The sequence below is a fragment of the Pseudoalteromonas sp. Angola-4 genome, assembly GCF_028599265.1.
In the GTDB taxonomy this organism is placed as follows: Bacteria; Pseudomonadota; Gammaproteobacteria; order Enterobacterales; family Alteromonadaceae; genus Pseudoalteromonas; species Pseudoalteromonas atlantica.
In genome coordinates this window covers 123,344-136,999 of the sequence record NZ_JAQREK010000009.1, presented here as the reverse complement: position 1 = coordinate 136,999, position 13,656 = coordinate 123,344, and the positions used below count along the sequence as shown (strand labels likewise).

The 13,656-nt window shown below is 41.2% G+C and carries 15 protein-coding genes; 9 read left to right on the top strand and 6 right to left on the bottom strand.

Annotation, left to right across the window (positions count from 1 at the left end; all coding sequences use genetic code 11):
• The first annotated feature begins 68 nt into the window (after positions 1–68).
• The 6 genes from PSH48_RS12210 (at position 69) to PSH48_RS12185 (ending at position 5,560) form a co-directional block, all read left to right on the top strand.
• Entirely contained in the window at positions 69–641 is a 573-nt protein-coding gene (locus PSH48_RS12210; protein WP_273587171.1) for a glutathione peroxidase, read from the top strand.
• 79 nt (positions 642–720) lie between these two features.
• Complete coding sequence (locus PSH48_RS12205) at positions 721–1,002, top strand: peptidylprolyl isomerase (protein WP_004589432.1); 282 nt, start codon at positions 721–723, stop codon at positions 1,000–1,002.
• A gap of 55 nt (positions 1,003–1,057) precedes the next feature.
• Complete coding sequence (locus tag PSH48_RS12200; RefSeq protein ID WP_024033292.1) at positions 1,058–1,636, top strand: glutathione S-transferase family protein; 579 nt, start codon at positions 1,058–1,060, stop codon at positions 1,634–1,636.
• Between the two features lie 17 nt (positions 1,637–1,653).
• Positions 1,654–2,004, top strand: coding sequence for a DUF2750 domain-containing protein (locus PSH48_RS12195; RefSeq protein ID WP_004589430.1), 351 nt, complete (start codon positions 1,654–1,656; stop codon positions 2,002–2,004).
• A 153-nt stretch (positions 2,005–2,157) separates the two neighbouring features.
• Positions 2,158–2,838 (top strand): hypothetical protein, encoded by a 681-nt coding sequence (locus tag PSH48_RS12190; RefSeq protein WP_004589429.1) that lies wholly within the window; start codon positions 2,158–2,160, stop codon positions 2,836–2,838.
• 148 nt (positions 2,839–2,986) lie between these two features.
• Positions 2,987–5,560, top strand: coding sequence for a M1 family metallopeptidase (locus PSH48_RS12185; protein WP_273587170.1), 2,574 nt, complete (start codon positions 2,987–2,989; stop codon positions 5,558–5,560).
• Positions 5,561–5,625: 65 nt separating this feature from the next.
• Here the strand turns inward: PSH48_RS12185 and PSH48_RS12180 are convergent, their stop codons facing one another.
• Both PSH48_RS12180 and PSH48_RS12175 read right to left on the bottom strand, forming a co-directional pair.
• Positions 5,626–5,991 carry a hypothetical protein gene (locus PSH48_RS12180; RefSeq protein ID WP_004589427.1) on the bottom strand — a complete coding sequence of 122 codons (366 nt, stop codon included), beginning with the start codon at positions 5,989–5,991 and terminating at the stop codon, positions 5,626–5,628.
• A gap of 63 nt (positions 5,992–6,054) precedes the next feature.
• Positions 6,055–6,927: a hypothetical protein gene (locus PSH48_RS12175; RefSeq protein WP_273587169.1), complete on the bottom strand. Its 873-nt coding sequence runs from the start codon at positions 6,925–6,927 to the stop codon at positions 6,055–6,057.
• 116 nt (positions 6,928–7,043) lie between these two features.
• On the opposite strand from PSH48_RS12175, the gene PSH48_RS12170 reads away from it, so the two are divergent.
• The 3 genes from PSH48_RS12170 to yjjG all read left to right on the top strand — a co-directional run bounded on the left by PSH48_RS12170 (position 7,044) and on the right by yjjG (position 9,223).
• On the top strand, positions 7,044–7,943 hold the full coding sequence (locus PSH48_RS12170; protein ID WP_004589425.1) for a phosphoribulokinase: 900 nt from the start codon (positions 7,044–7,046) through the stop codon (positions 7,941–7,943).
• A gap of 63 nt (positions 7,944–8,006) precedes the next feature.
• Complete coding sequence (yjjX, locus tag PSH48_RS12165; protein WP_064384753.1) at positions 8,007–8,549, top strand: inosine/xanthosine triphosphatase; 543 nt, start codon at positions 8,007–8,009, stop codon at positions 8,547–8,549.
• Positions 8,549–9,223, top strand: coding sequence for a pyrimidine 5'-nucleotidase (gene yjjG, locus PSH48_RS12160; protein ID WP_273587168.1), 675 nt, complete (start codon positions 8,549–8,551; stop codon positions 9,221–9,223). Before yjjX ends, yjjG begins: the two co-directional genes overlap by 1 nt.
• A 129-nt stretch (positions 9,224–9,352) precedes the next feature.
• Here the strand turns inward: yjjG and lpxC are convergent, their stop codons facing one another.
• The 4 genes from lpxC to PSH48_RS12140 all read right to left on the bottom strand — a co-directional run bounded on the left by lpxC (position 9,353) and on the right by PSH48_RS12140 (position 13,656).
• Entirely contained in the window at positions 9,353–10,264 is a 912-nt protein-coding gene (gene lpxC / locus PSH48_RS12155; protein ID WP_004589422.1) for a UDP-3-O-acyl-N-acetylglucosamine deacetylase, read from the bottom strand.
• A 106-nt stretch (positions 10,265–10,370) separates the two neighbouring features.
• A complete protein-coding gene (gene ftsZ / locus PSH48_RS12150) occupies positions 10,371–11,618 on the bottom strand; it encodes a cell division protein FtsZ (RefSeq protein ID WP_004589421.1) in 1,248 nt (415 codons plus the stop codon).
• Between the two features lie 23 nt (positions 11,619–11,641).
• Positions 11,642–12,874, bottom strand: coding sequence for a cell division protein FtsA (gene ftsA / locus PSH48_RS12145; protein ID WP_004589420.1), 1,233 nt, complete (start codon positions 12,872–12,874; stop codon positions 11,642–11,644).
• Positions 12,871–13,656, bottom strand: a complete 786-nt coding sequence (locus tag PSH48_RS12140) for a cell division protein FtsQ/DivIB (RefSeq protein ID WP_004589419.1) — start codon at positions 13,654–13,656, stop codon at positions 12,871–12,873. The genes ftsA and PSH48_RS12140 overlap by 4 nt, the downstream gene beginning before the upstream one ends.

Sequence of the window (13,656 nt, the reverse complement as noted above, 5' to 3'; positions counted from 1 at the left end):
GTTGATCACTTTTGTGCATATTAGCGTAAGATAGACTAGTCAAACAATTATAAATTTAGGCGTTGAGTATGTTAAAAAAAACGATACTAGGGCTCAGTATTTTTATTACGAGCTTAGCTGCCCAAGCAAACGACACGTTACCCAGCAAACAACAGCAGCAACAATGTGAAGACTTTACAAATGTAGAGATACGTAAGCTGCGCTCAAAAGAATCCTTAAACTTATGCCAATTTAAAAACCGCCCTTTGCTCATTGTAAATACAGCAAGCAATTGTGGTTTTACATCTCAATTTGAAGGCCTTGAAAAAGTACACCAACAATACAAAGACAAAGGTTTAGTGGTATTAGGTTTTCCATCTGATGATTTTTTTCAAGAAGAAAACGATGAAAAAGACATAGCAAAAGTGTGTTTTATTAATTACGGCGTTACGTTTACTATGTTTACTACCAGCGAAGTTCGCGGCAGTGATGCAAATCCAATATTTAAACACTTAAACGCGCAAACCAGCTCACCTAACTGGAACTTTTATAAATATTTAGTTGCAGCTGATCGCAAAACAATTAAACGCTTTAACAGTAAAGTAGCTCCTAATTCAAAAGAATTAATTGATGCAATTGAAAATACGCTACTCATCAATTAAGTTTATACTGGTACTGCGAGTTAAAACTAACTAGACTGGCTTTAATGGTTAAATACACCAACTTTAAACAGGAGATTTTATGGCAGTGGCAAGTGCAAGGCACATTTTAGTAGACAGCGAAGCAGAGTGCTTAGATTTAAAAGCTAAGATTGAACAAGGCGAAGACTTTGCAGAGCTTGCAAAAACATATTCAAACTGTCCTTCTGGTCAAGACGGCGGAGCACTTGGCGAGTTTGGCCCAGGTATGATGGTACCTGAGTTTGATAAAGTTGTATTTTCAGCGCCAATTAATCAAGTACAAGGCCCTGTACAAACACAGTTTGGCTATCACTTACTAGAAGTGACAAGCCGCTCAGAATAACGTTGACTTATCGCAACGCAAAAAGCCGCTTATGCGGCTTTTTTTAGGAGCAATTATGAAACTTATAGGATCTAACCCTTCTCCATTTGCGCGCAGAGTTAGAATGTGGGCAGCACAAAACAATGTTGACTTAGCGCTAGTAAACCTAGATATTTTTTCTGAGCAAGACCGCCCTACCTTAGCCAGTAACAACCCAGGAAGAAAAATACCGGTTTTAATTGATGGTGATTTAACGCTAAGCGATTCAACCATTATTTTACGTTACCTTATCGCCAAGGCTGGTAAAACACCACTAAGCTGGTCGCAAGAGCACCTACTTAATATTATTAACGCCTGTAACGACTCGTTAGTAGAATTAGCACTTAGCAGACGCTCAGGATTTGATACTAGCGACGATAAATTATTTTTTAATCTGCAAAACGAACGAATTGCTGAAACATTAAGCTATTTAAATAGTCATTTAAACGATGATGAATTTAAAGGCTGTGAATGCCTTAACATCAGTTTATACTGCCTACTTGATTGGATTTGCTTTCGTGAATTAACAGACTTTAGCCAACACGCTGCTTTAGTCAGTTTTTATAACGACTATGGCACGCGTCAAGCTGCAGTAAGCACCGATCCCAGACTCTAAACAAATAAGGTAAACACATGAGCGATATTGAAATTGAATCACAACTAGTTAGCTTTGTAGAAAAAGTACGTTTAAGCGAGCAAGTGTGGGCGTTAGGTGGCGACGACGGCGGCTTTGTAGTGTGCGAATCTAACCAGTTTGCCGAAACGGATGTACTGCTTTTATGGGAAAGCGAAGACGCAGCAAAAGCCCAGTGTAAAGAAGAGTGGCAAGAATTTACGCCTGTAGAAATTAATTTAGATGAATTTTTAGATGAGTGGGTAGAAGATTTAAACGAAGACAGCGCATTAGTTGGTTTAAATTGGAATGACGACCAAGTGTGTGTAGAAATAGAGCCTGTTGGCTTAGCACGCGCACTTAGCGAATAACTGCCACTATAAATTAAATAGTGAATACAACACCTGCTTTTTAAGTGGGTGTTTTTGTTTTGTAGCTAAAAACATAAATACTAAAATCGATACTCGCATGTTTATCTGTTTTAAGTATAAAATATAACATGTCATTAATTTCAAGGGATTACGTTGAAAACCCATCTTGGCCGCCGCCCTTTTTCAGCAATGGAACTGCATACGCTTTATAACGGCTATATTTATGGCGATTTTAAAGTAGCAAGAGAGCAAGCAAAGCATTGGCATTTTTGGTTGCCTTTAATTGCCTATTACAGTGGCGCATATAGCGATGAAATTGGCTGCTTAACGCTTGACGATCTTGAGCTTAAAAATGGCATTTTATGTTTTAATTTTCATACTAATGGAAAAATAAAAGCGCGCTTGGTTCCGGTGCATCAAGCCTTAGTTGATGCAGGGCTTAACGACTTTATTGCCTTTGTTAAAGCACATAATCACACACGTTTGTTGTTTGATTTACCGGCTAAATCTGGCCGTTACAGCGAAAAAGTACGCATTTGGTTTACTGGTGAAGGAGAACGTGCGGGTTATTTGCAAAAATGTGCCATTCCCACTGTTGATCAACTTGGTATGAAAACCGCCATAAGTAGCCTACGACTTAATTTTGAGCAACAAGTACGTATTTACGCATTACAGGCTAATTCAAAAGACGCCTTTAATTATTTAATGGGGTTTAACGAATACCCCAATGATAAATTTGACGATACCGCCTTACTAAACAACGTAATACAGCAAATTCGCACCATTAACCCACAGCTGCATTGGCAGCGCTTTAAGCAGCGCCAGAGCCACTGACACTATTTGTTACTATTTTAAATCCAAGCAGCCACTTTATTAAATTACTCTCATAAAAAAAACTGCTAGGATATCTAAATCTCAATTTTTAAGGGCATAGAAATGCCTGTTTGAGTCAGTTTCTAACAACAACAATCTAGGGATCACTATGTTTTTAAAAAGCCTATTAACAGTAAGTGTTGCTTTAGCAATGACTACTGCCAACGCTAACGAGTTCGTTATCGAAAAGCTTGCTAAACCAAGTTCACAAAAGGTGTCGTTAACACTCGACCCAAGCCAAGACACCTTTACAGGGATGACAGAAATAGCCCTAGAAGTGTTAAAACCCACTCATTACATTGAACTTAACGGCGTGGCTTACGCTGTTAAAATGGCGCAGTTACTAGGCGATGAAAACTGCGACTTAAATAACGAAATGCTAAAAACAGAAAAAGTAAAATTTAGCTGTGATGAGCAAATTCAACCGGGTAAGTACACCCTAAAAATAGATTTTTCTGCGCCGTATAATCGCCAAAGTGTAGGCTTATACAAAACAATTGATCAGGGCACACCTTATTTATTTACTCAGTTTGAAATGAATGATGCACGCCGTGCATTTCCGGTATTTGATGAACCAAGTTATAAAATACCGTTTCAGTTAACAATTACAGCGCCAACGTCTCAAAAGGTTTATGCCAATACGCCAGAGCTTAAAACCGCAGTTAACGGCGAGATGACAACGCATTACTTTGATAAAACGCCACCTATTCCTTCTTATTTAGTGGCTATGGCCGTGGGCCCTTTTGAAGAGCTTGAAATAAAAGACATGCCAATTCCAGGGCGTGTTATTACCCCGCAGGGTAAAATTCATTTAGCTGATTACGCAAAAGAGAACATGCCAAAAGTACTTGCTGCACTTGAGGCGTATTTTGGTATTCCTTATATTTATAAAAAGCTCGATTCGGTAGCTGTACCCGAGTTTCCTTTTGGCGCAATGGAAAACTCAGGCCTAGTAACCTACCGCGAAGATATATTACTGGTTGATTTAGCAGCCGCTACACGCAGTAAAAAACAGCGTAATGTGTCGATTATTGCTCACGAGCTTGCCCATCAATGGTACGGTAACTTAGTTACCATGAAGTGGTGGAACGACTTATGGTTAAACGAAGCTTTTGCCAGCTGGATGGCGGCAAAGATTACTAAGCAGCTTAATCCAGAATTTGAATCTCACCTTGATTTACCACAAAACAACGTAATGGCATTAGATGCTCGCTTAAGCACTAAGCCGATTCGTAAACCGATTAAAACCGAAGCCGATATTATGGATGGTTTAGGGCTTGCCTACAGTAAAGGCAGCGCAGTACTGGCTATGGTTGAAAACTGGATTGGTGAAGAGGCATTCCAAAAAGGGATTCAAAGTTACTTAAAAAAATTCTCGTATAAAAACGCCGAAGCAGCTGATTTATGGGAAGCACTAGGTAAAGCTTCTAATAAAGATGTTGCGAGTGTTTTAAAATCATTTATTGAACAGTCTTCTTTTCCGCTTGTAGATGTAAAACAAGACGGTAAAAAAATTACTATATCGCAAAGTCGCTTTGCTAATGCTGGTGTAGATGCACCCGCACAGCTTTGGAATGTCCCTGTTGGGATAAAATATGGCGCTGGCGATAAAGTAAAAACAGCCAGTATTTTACTCAATAAGCAAAGCCAAACCTTAACACTTGATTTTGAGCCACAGTGGATTTATCCCGATGAAGGGGCGCTAGGTTATTACCGTTGGGTAATGGACGATGCGCAGTTTGATTCACTAATAAAACATGCTCCGCAAGCACTTAATGACCGTGAGCGCTTAGCGCTGCTCTCTGCCACTGATGCACTACTTGATGCGGGTGTAATATCGGCGGCTAAGTTAATGCAAACCTTAGAAGTATTTGTGAGCGATGATCACCCTCGTGTTGCAAATACAGCGCTGGGCTACTTGGTATCGCAAAAAAATACCTTTAAAGATGAAAGCAACGAAGCGTTATGGCCTGAGTTTATTCGCAGTGCAGTAATGCCTGCAGCTAAAAAATACTCACTAGAAGCACAAGCTGGCGAAGACGGTGCAGTATCGCAACTACGTGCGGGTGTTGTTTCCTTGCTTGGTTTTGATGGCGAAGATCAACGTGTGATCAGCAAAGCAAAAGAGCAAACGCAAGTGTACTTAAACGATCCGCAAAAAGTGGATCCGTATTTAGCAGCTACCTACTTAAAACTTGCCGCCTATAATGGGGATAAAGCCTTACTTGATCAATTTATGGCAACCTTTAAAACCACTAAAGATCCACAAGTACGCACAAACATGCTGGCTGCAATGGGCTTTATGGGTAAAGCGCAGTTACAAAAGCAAGTATTAGCGTACACCCTAACCGACGAAGTAACCGCGTCTGATATGCGTACTATTTTAGCGGGTCAAAGTTATAGCGAGCCACGCCAAGCACTATTTATTGAGTGGATATACAACAATTACGACAAGGTAACACAAAGCTTACCGCCGTTTTTTGTGCCTAACTTACCGTACTTTACAACCGCGCGTTGTGATGAACAAAGTTTAGCAACCACGCAAGCATTCTTTAAAGATAAAATTGAAGAAACACCGGGCTACGCGCGTACGCTAAGCAAGCTTGAAGAAAGTACCCATGACTGTATTGCGCTTAAAGAGCGTGAACTGGCATCAGTTAATGACTTTTTAAAAAGCAAATAAGCTTAATTAAAAGTAAATAAGTATAATTAAAAAAGCCGCTGAGTTATTCACTCAGCGGCTTTTATTTACCCGTTAATAATCTGTGTTAGCTTGGCAATAAAGTCTTTTGCTGCTTGCTCTGAGTTAATTTTAAAGGCCACACCATAGTGAATCGGCTGCGCACTTTTGTGAATACGTGTAGGAAAGCGTGTCATCTCACTACTATGAAAATAACCTTGTACTCGTGTTACCTCATCAATTGTTGCAAAATCATCGCTAAACACTTCAAAGGCTGGGCGAATAATTATTTTGCCTTTACCCGCTTCGCTGTGGGTATAAATTGCTTCTTTAGAATTTGCTAACATGTACTCAGCAATGTTTTTAATTTTAAAGTTGCTTCTGCACTTTAACTGAATGAGCTGCTCTGTTAACTCATCTGCACTATAAGCCACGTGGTGATCCCTTTAATGTTTAATTGTGCATTACATTAGCCTATACGCGCTGCAAAGTCCGAATTATTTTACATCGCATACAAAGGCAAGTTTGTGGTTTTTATAACTCATTCGCGTTATGTTTGTCTCGCAATATGGGCTTAAGTTAAGCCATTGAGAAACCTCATCGCTGCCACTTAAATTACGCATATATACACGGTTTTTAACCGCATAAGCCACTGTATTAGCATCTTTTAAAATAAAGTCTTGTACTTGCTCTGGCAATCTAAGTAAATCTTCTACCTGTTTAGATTGCGGGTTAAAGCTTGCTAAAATATGCTGATCATTTTTCGTGTAACTAAATAAAAATGTTGCGGTTTTACTGTTATAAATAAGCGTACGCCCTATGTTACTTGCTACCACCTCGCCTTTTGCCGCAGCAGCCGAAGTATATTGCAAAGTATGTGGCTCACCCAAAATAAACATCACTAAGTCGCTTTGAGCGCCCCATGCGTGGTAACCAACAGGTTCAATCCAATCAAAAATACGGCTCGGTGCTTGCTCATTATCGAGTGGGTATTGCCACAACTTTTGTTTGCTATCTTGCTCTACCACAATGGCCGATAAACTTTGTTTTGAGGGCATAACAGTGGGCGAATATTCGCTCACTGGCGTATTTGTTATGTTGCTTACTTGCTTGGTTGCTAAATCATAATAGGCAATATCGGTTTGACTTTGCTCGCTTGAAATAACTTCATGGGTGAAATAAATACCCTGGTTTGTTAAATAAGGTTGGTTGTTATAGCTGTTTTTGTCGCTCACTATACTCACTTGCATACCGTAGGGTGTATTTAAATCAGCAAGTAATATTTGGCTTTTAGGCATGCTAGCCTGCGCTGTAGCAAGGCTTAGCGCCGCTAAAGAGACTAGCCCAAGCCATGGTTTAATAAGTTTCATGCTTTCTCTCGTTTTATTTTTAAGCACCTCATGATAACGTTATTTGCCGATGGCGTCACTTGACCTAAGTCAGTCAACTCTTTATAACTAACTTGGTCCTAAAAAAGAGAAAATACATGTCAGCTAAACATCCTATCATTGCTATTACAGGTTCGTCGGGTGCGGGAACTACCACTACCACCAATGCAATTAAACATATTTTTCGTAGCCTCAACATTGATGCGGCTTTTATCGAAGGAGATAGCTTTCATCGTTACACGCGCCCAGAAATGGATAAAAAAGTACGCGAAGCACAACAAGAAGGTAAACACATAAGTTATTTTGGCCGTGAAGCCAATGACTTTGGCGCATTAGAAACCTTATTTGGTACCTACGGCGAAACAGGCCAAGGCAAATTGCGCCGATACTTACATACCTTTGACGAAGCAGTGCCTTATAATCAATTACCGGGGACGTTTACCCCTTGGCAAGATCTTGAAACAAACACTGATTTAATGTTTTACGAAGGCTTGCACGGTGGCGTGGTTGATCAGGATCATGATGTAGCTAAGCACGTGGATCTGCTTATAGGCATGGTGCCTATTATTAACCTTGAATGGATCCAAAAATTGATCCGCGATACGCAAGACCGCGGCCACTCTCGCGAAAAAGTAATGGACTCCATTGTACGCAGTATGGATGACTACATTAACCACATCACACCGCAGTTTTCGCGCACCCATATTAACTTTCAACGTGTGCCAACGGTTGATACGTCAAACCCATTTAGCGCAAAAGATATACCTTCGCTAGATGAAAGCTTTGTGGTTATTCGCTTTAGAGGAATTGATGACGTTGATTTTCCGTATTATTTACAGATGATTGAAGGCAGCTTTATGTCACGTATAAATACCCTTGTGGTGCCAGGCGGTAAAATGGGTTTAGCAATGGAGCTGGTGCTTACTCCGCTTATTAAAGACATTATTGTTAAAAAGCGAGCTCTTGAAAACCTAGCCCCTTTAGATATACCCATTTAGCCCCTCTTTTATGATTTACACTTCTGACGTACACTGCTGCTTTTGCTAACAGTGAGGGAAAACGTGTCGCACTCATTAAAAATTATTGTGGGTTCTAAAAACCCAGTAAAAATTAACGCTGCAAAACATATTTTTGCAATGTACTTTCCTAGTTATGAAATTGATTGCCAAGGCGTTGATGCTCCCTCAAATGTTCCCGATCAACCAATTGGCGAGGAACAAACCCGTATCGGCGCACAAAACCGAGTTACTTACTGTAAAAGCATGTACCAAGCAGATTACTACTGTGCAATGGAAGGCGGTGCAGAGCAATTTAGCTATGGTGCTGCAACCTTTGCCTATGTTGTTATTAATAATGGCTCTGAGCAAGCGATAGGGCGCAGCAGTAACCTGCCGCTACCGCAAGTGTTATATAACGCGCTGCTAAGCGGAGAAGAGCTTGGCGATGTGATGGATAAAGCATTTAACACCCATAATGTTAAGCAAAAAGGCGGCGCGATAGGGCTTCTCACAAACAATCATGCCACTCGTCAAAGCACCTACACCCAAGCGCTTACCTTAGCTATGGCTCCTTTTTTACACCCTAGCCTTTATCAGGAAAATTAATGAAATACAGTTATGTACTGTTTGATGCAGACGAAACACTATTCAGGTTTGATATTTTAGCGGGGATGACCCGCATGTTTAAAGCGTACAACATTGAGTTTACTCAAGCTGATTACATCCATTACCAAAAAACTAATAAGCAGCTGTGGATAGATTATCAAGATGGAAAAATTAGCGCCGATTACTTACAAGTAACCCGCTTTAACGAGTGGGCTGTAAAATTAGGGGTACCCGCTAAAGAGCTAAACGATGCATTTTTAGATGCTATGGCACAAATTTGTGAACCACTCCCTGGCGCAATCGATTTACTAAATGCACTCAAACCGCATGCACAATTGGGTATTATTACTAATGGCTTTGCACGTTTGCAAGCCCTGCGCCTAGCGCATACCGGCCTTGAAAACATGTTTGATTGGTTGGTTATTTCGGAACTGGTAGGCATTGTTAAGCCTAACAAGGCTATTTTTGAGCACACATTTGAGCTTATGGGTAACCCAGACAAAAGCAAAATATTAATGGTGGGCGACACTGCCTCTAGCGATATTTTAGGAGGCAATAATGCCGGTATTGATACCTGTTGGCTACAGCACCCAGGCGAGCAGTTACCAGCAGGCATAAGCCCAACCTACACCATAAATGAACTGGCACAGTTACCAACAATTTTAGCGCTTTAAGCTGCGCGTTAATTATTAAAAATTAATAGTAATTAGCTGCAATTCGCTAATTTAAGGCAAAAAAAATGACGCTATTAAGCGTCATTTTTTATAACTGTTTGTGAGCGTGTATTTTTAAAAAATACTAAATTAGGCCGTCGCTAATTCAAGGCCGGGTGCAGGCATCGTAACAGGCGTTTCAAATGTTGCCCACTCCCATGCTGACTCTGTTGCCATAATTTTGCGAAGTAACTTATTATTTAAATCGTGACCCGATTTATAAGCCGTTACTTTACCTAGTAGGTTATGACCTGTCATAAACATGTCGCCCACACAGTCTAATATTTTGTGTTTTACAAATTCATCGCTGTAGCGCAAACCATTTGGGTTTAGTACTTTAAAGTCATCAAGTACTACTGCGCTGTCCATGCTGCCACCAAGTGCTAGGTTATTAGCATGCATGTATTCAATGTCTTTCATAAAACCAAACGTACGTGCACGGCTAATTTCTTCAGTAAAGCTTTGCGCAGTAATATCTAAACCAATGCGCTGGCGGCTTTCATTAATGGCCGGGTGATCAAAGGCAATTTCAAAGTCGATATGAAAACCATCATATGGTTCTACTTCGGCCCATTTATCGCCTTCTTCAATACGTACTTTTTCTTTTATACGAATAAAGCGTTTCGCAACATTTTGCTCTTCAATGCCGCCTTTTTGTAACAAATAAATGAACGGTAATGCACTACCATCCATAATCGGCACTTCTGAGCTGTCTAATTCAACAATTAAATTATCGATACCCATTGCAGCAACCGCTGCAATTAGGTGCTCAGTCGTTGATAAGCGAACGCCATCTTTGTTAATTAAACAGGTACACAGCTGCGTATCACCAACGGCTTCAGGTGTTGTTTCAAAATCAACAACCGGATCAAGGTCGACACGACGAAATACAATCCCGGTATTTGCGCTCGCAGGTCGGAGAGTTATTGTGACCTTCTCACCTTTATGAAGTCCAATTCCTATGGCTTTGACTACTTGTGCAATCGTACGCTGTTTAATCATAGGTTCGCTCACTTTTAAATCAGTTACAGTTAGACGGCGGAGTTTAACATAAATCCTTTTGCCTTTCAATATTTGTACATATTTCAAACAAAAGCATTAGCAGATGTTAATCAGCCTGCTTACGTAAAAAAGCCGGAATATCAAAATAATCTCCGCCTTCTGATTTATCCGCTTTTTTACTGTTTTGCGCTGATGAACTTGCCGTGTTGCTTGAGCTTGTAGATGGCGCTTGTTCTTTGCTTTCTACTTGCGTGCTTGGCGTCGTTTCTTCAGTGCTTGTGCCTTGGCTTGCAAAGCTTGGTACGTACATGCTGCTAGATTGGTTTGATGAACTTGCTACATCAGAACCTGATGCCTTTTTAAAGCCGTTATCAACAATACCAAACTGCGGACGACGATCGCCGCCTAAACCCGTAGCAACAACAGTTACACGTAACTCGTCGCTCATTTCTGGGTCAATAACCGCACCTACAACTACGGTTGCATTTTCAGACGCTAGTGCTTTAACGTGGTTACCCACAATTTCAAATTCTTCAATCGCAATGTCCATACCCGCGGTAATATTAACCAAAATACCTTTAGCACCGGTTAAATCAACGTCTTCTAATAATGGGCTTGAGATAGCCGCTTCTGCAGCTTCTTGAGCACGATCTGGGCCTGATGCAGAGGCTGTGCCCATCATGGCAGTACCCATTGCTGACATTACGGTACGTACGTCGGCGAAATCCACGTTAATTAAACCAGAACGTGTAATTAGCTCAGCAATACCTTGAACCGCACCAAAAAGTACATCGTTTGCTTTAGCGAAGGCATCTAGCAGTGTAGTCCCTTTACCTAAAACTTTAAGCAATTTATTGTTCGGAATTGTAATAAGTGAGTCTACAATTTCTGACAATTCGTTAATGCCTTGTTCAGCAGCTGCTGCGCGCTTTTTGCCTTCAAAGTCAAAAGGACGCGTTACTACAGCAACCGTTAAAATACCTAATTCTTTGGCAATTTTAGCAACCACTGGTGCAGCACCAGTACCTGTACCACCACCCATGCCGGCAGCAATAAATACCATATCTGCGCCTTCAAGGCTGGCACGGATTGTTTCTGCATCTTCTTCAGCCGATTCGCGGCCTACTTCTGGGTTTGCACCTGCACCTAACCCTGAGGTTATTTGCGTGCCTAGTTGTACGGTAATATCGGCAGCGGAATTACGTAATGCTTGTGCATCCGTATTTGCGGCTATAAAGCGCACGCCTTCTATTTGTTGTTTTACCATGTGCTCAACAGCGTTACCGCCGCCACCGCCCACGCCAATTACCTTAATTACAGCTTCTTCGCTGTGTTGTTCCATCATATCAAACATGTTTACTCTCCGACTTGAGTACTTTAAAACTCGCCTTGGAACCATTTAGTAATGCGGTTCCACCAATTATTATTATCCTCTGCTTTCGACTTTTGTGCATTCATCGATTGCATAGTGCGCCCGTATTGTAACAAACCTACAGCGGTTGCGTACGAAGGATCGTCTACGTAGTCTGTCAAACCAACTATCCCGATTGGTTTGCCTATCCTCACTGGCATTTGGAAAATGTCTTCAGCCACTTCCATTGCGCCAGTCATTTTAGCAGTCCCGCCTGTAATAACGAGGCCTGCCGCAATTTGGTCTTCTAAACCTGAGCGACGAATTTCTTCCATCGCTAATTCAAATAATTCTCTAAAACGAGGCTCTACCACTTCAGATAAAGTATGGCGCGACATTAATCGTGCTGGTCGCCCGCCTACACTTGGTACTTCTATGGTGTCTTCGTTACTGGCCATTTGGCTACTTGCACATGCATATTGTACTTTGAGTGACTCAGCATGTGATATAGGTGTACGAAATATTTTTGCAATATCACCGGTTACTTGATTACCCGCCACTGGTATAACCGAAGAATGACGTAATGCCCCGTTAATATAAATAGTGATATCCATTGTACCACCACCAATATCAAGTACCGCTACACCAAGCTCTTTTTCGTCATCGGTTAAAACCGAGTAACACGATGCAAGTGCGGTAAATATAAGCTGATCAACCTCTAAACCACAGCGCTCAACACATTTTTCAATGTTTTTAGCCATGTCGTTTGAGCAGGTAATAATGTGTGCACGTGCTTCCATACGTACGCCGCTCATACCAAGGGGGTTTTTAATGCCCTCTTGCATATCAATGCTGTATTCTTGCGGTAATGCATGCAGCATTTTACGCTCGGCCGAAATGGGCACAGAGCGCGCTATATGAATTACATTTTCAATGTCTTCATCGGTTACTTCTGTATTATTAATAGCAACCACGCCGCTTTCGTTTTGACATTGTATGTGCTTGCCAGAAATCCCTAAGTACACTGAGCTAATACGACAATCGGCCATTAACTCGGCTTCATCTATTGCTCGGCGAATCGACTCAGACACTAAGTTTAAATCGTTAACGCCGCCTTTATCCATACCATGAGATACTTGGCTGCCCACACCAACAATGCTGAGCTTGTTATCTGCGGTGATTTCACCTACCGTGGCCACCACTTTTGAGGTACCAACGTCTAATCCAATCACTAGGTTTCTTTCTGCTGACTTAGTCATGCCTTACTCTTATTTTGTAATTGCTGTTCTTGCACAGGCTTATAGCTAACTGCAAGGCCGGTATCATAGCGTAAATCTATTGCATCTATTTGTGCATCTGCACGCTTTTCCATGCGCGGGTACACATCTATAAACCGCTGTACTCGCTTTGCTTTGTCTTTGCGCCCTAAATTTAAGCGCACACCATTATCTAACCATAACTGCCACGAAAAACGCTCCGAAAGGGCTAAGCTTTTTAACGTTAACGCATTTACCTTTAGCATTTCGTCAAACTGCTTAAAGGCAATCCACGCTTCTTTTTCGCTGCCTTCTGGGCCGTAAAGTTGCGGTAAATCATTGGCGAGTTTATCGCTACTTGCTTCAAAGGCATCGCCACTTTGGTTTAGCAGTAAATCGCTATTCCAATGGGCTACGGCTTCGTGTTCAACTACGTACACTTGTATTGTATCGGGCCATTGCTTGCGTACCGATACGGTTGCAACCCAAGGTAAATCTTTTACCAGTTGCTGTACGCGTTTTACATCTAGCTCAAAAAAACTGCTTAAATCGGCCTTTTTTATTGCTTTTATTATGGCCTTTTCGTCAGTGTATTTGGGCTTTCCTAGCACTGTTAAGTGCTTTATTTGTGCATCTTTGTTCTCTACTAACCAATCAGATACACCGGTAGTTATTTGCACGAGCCCAATCACTACCACCAGAAAAAAGCTCACACCAAAAATTAGCGACCAATTAAAGTTAAGTTGCTGTTTTAACTGTTGAGCTTTTTCTAAAAGGGGATGCAT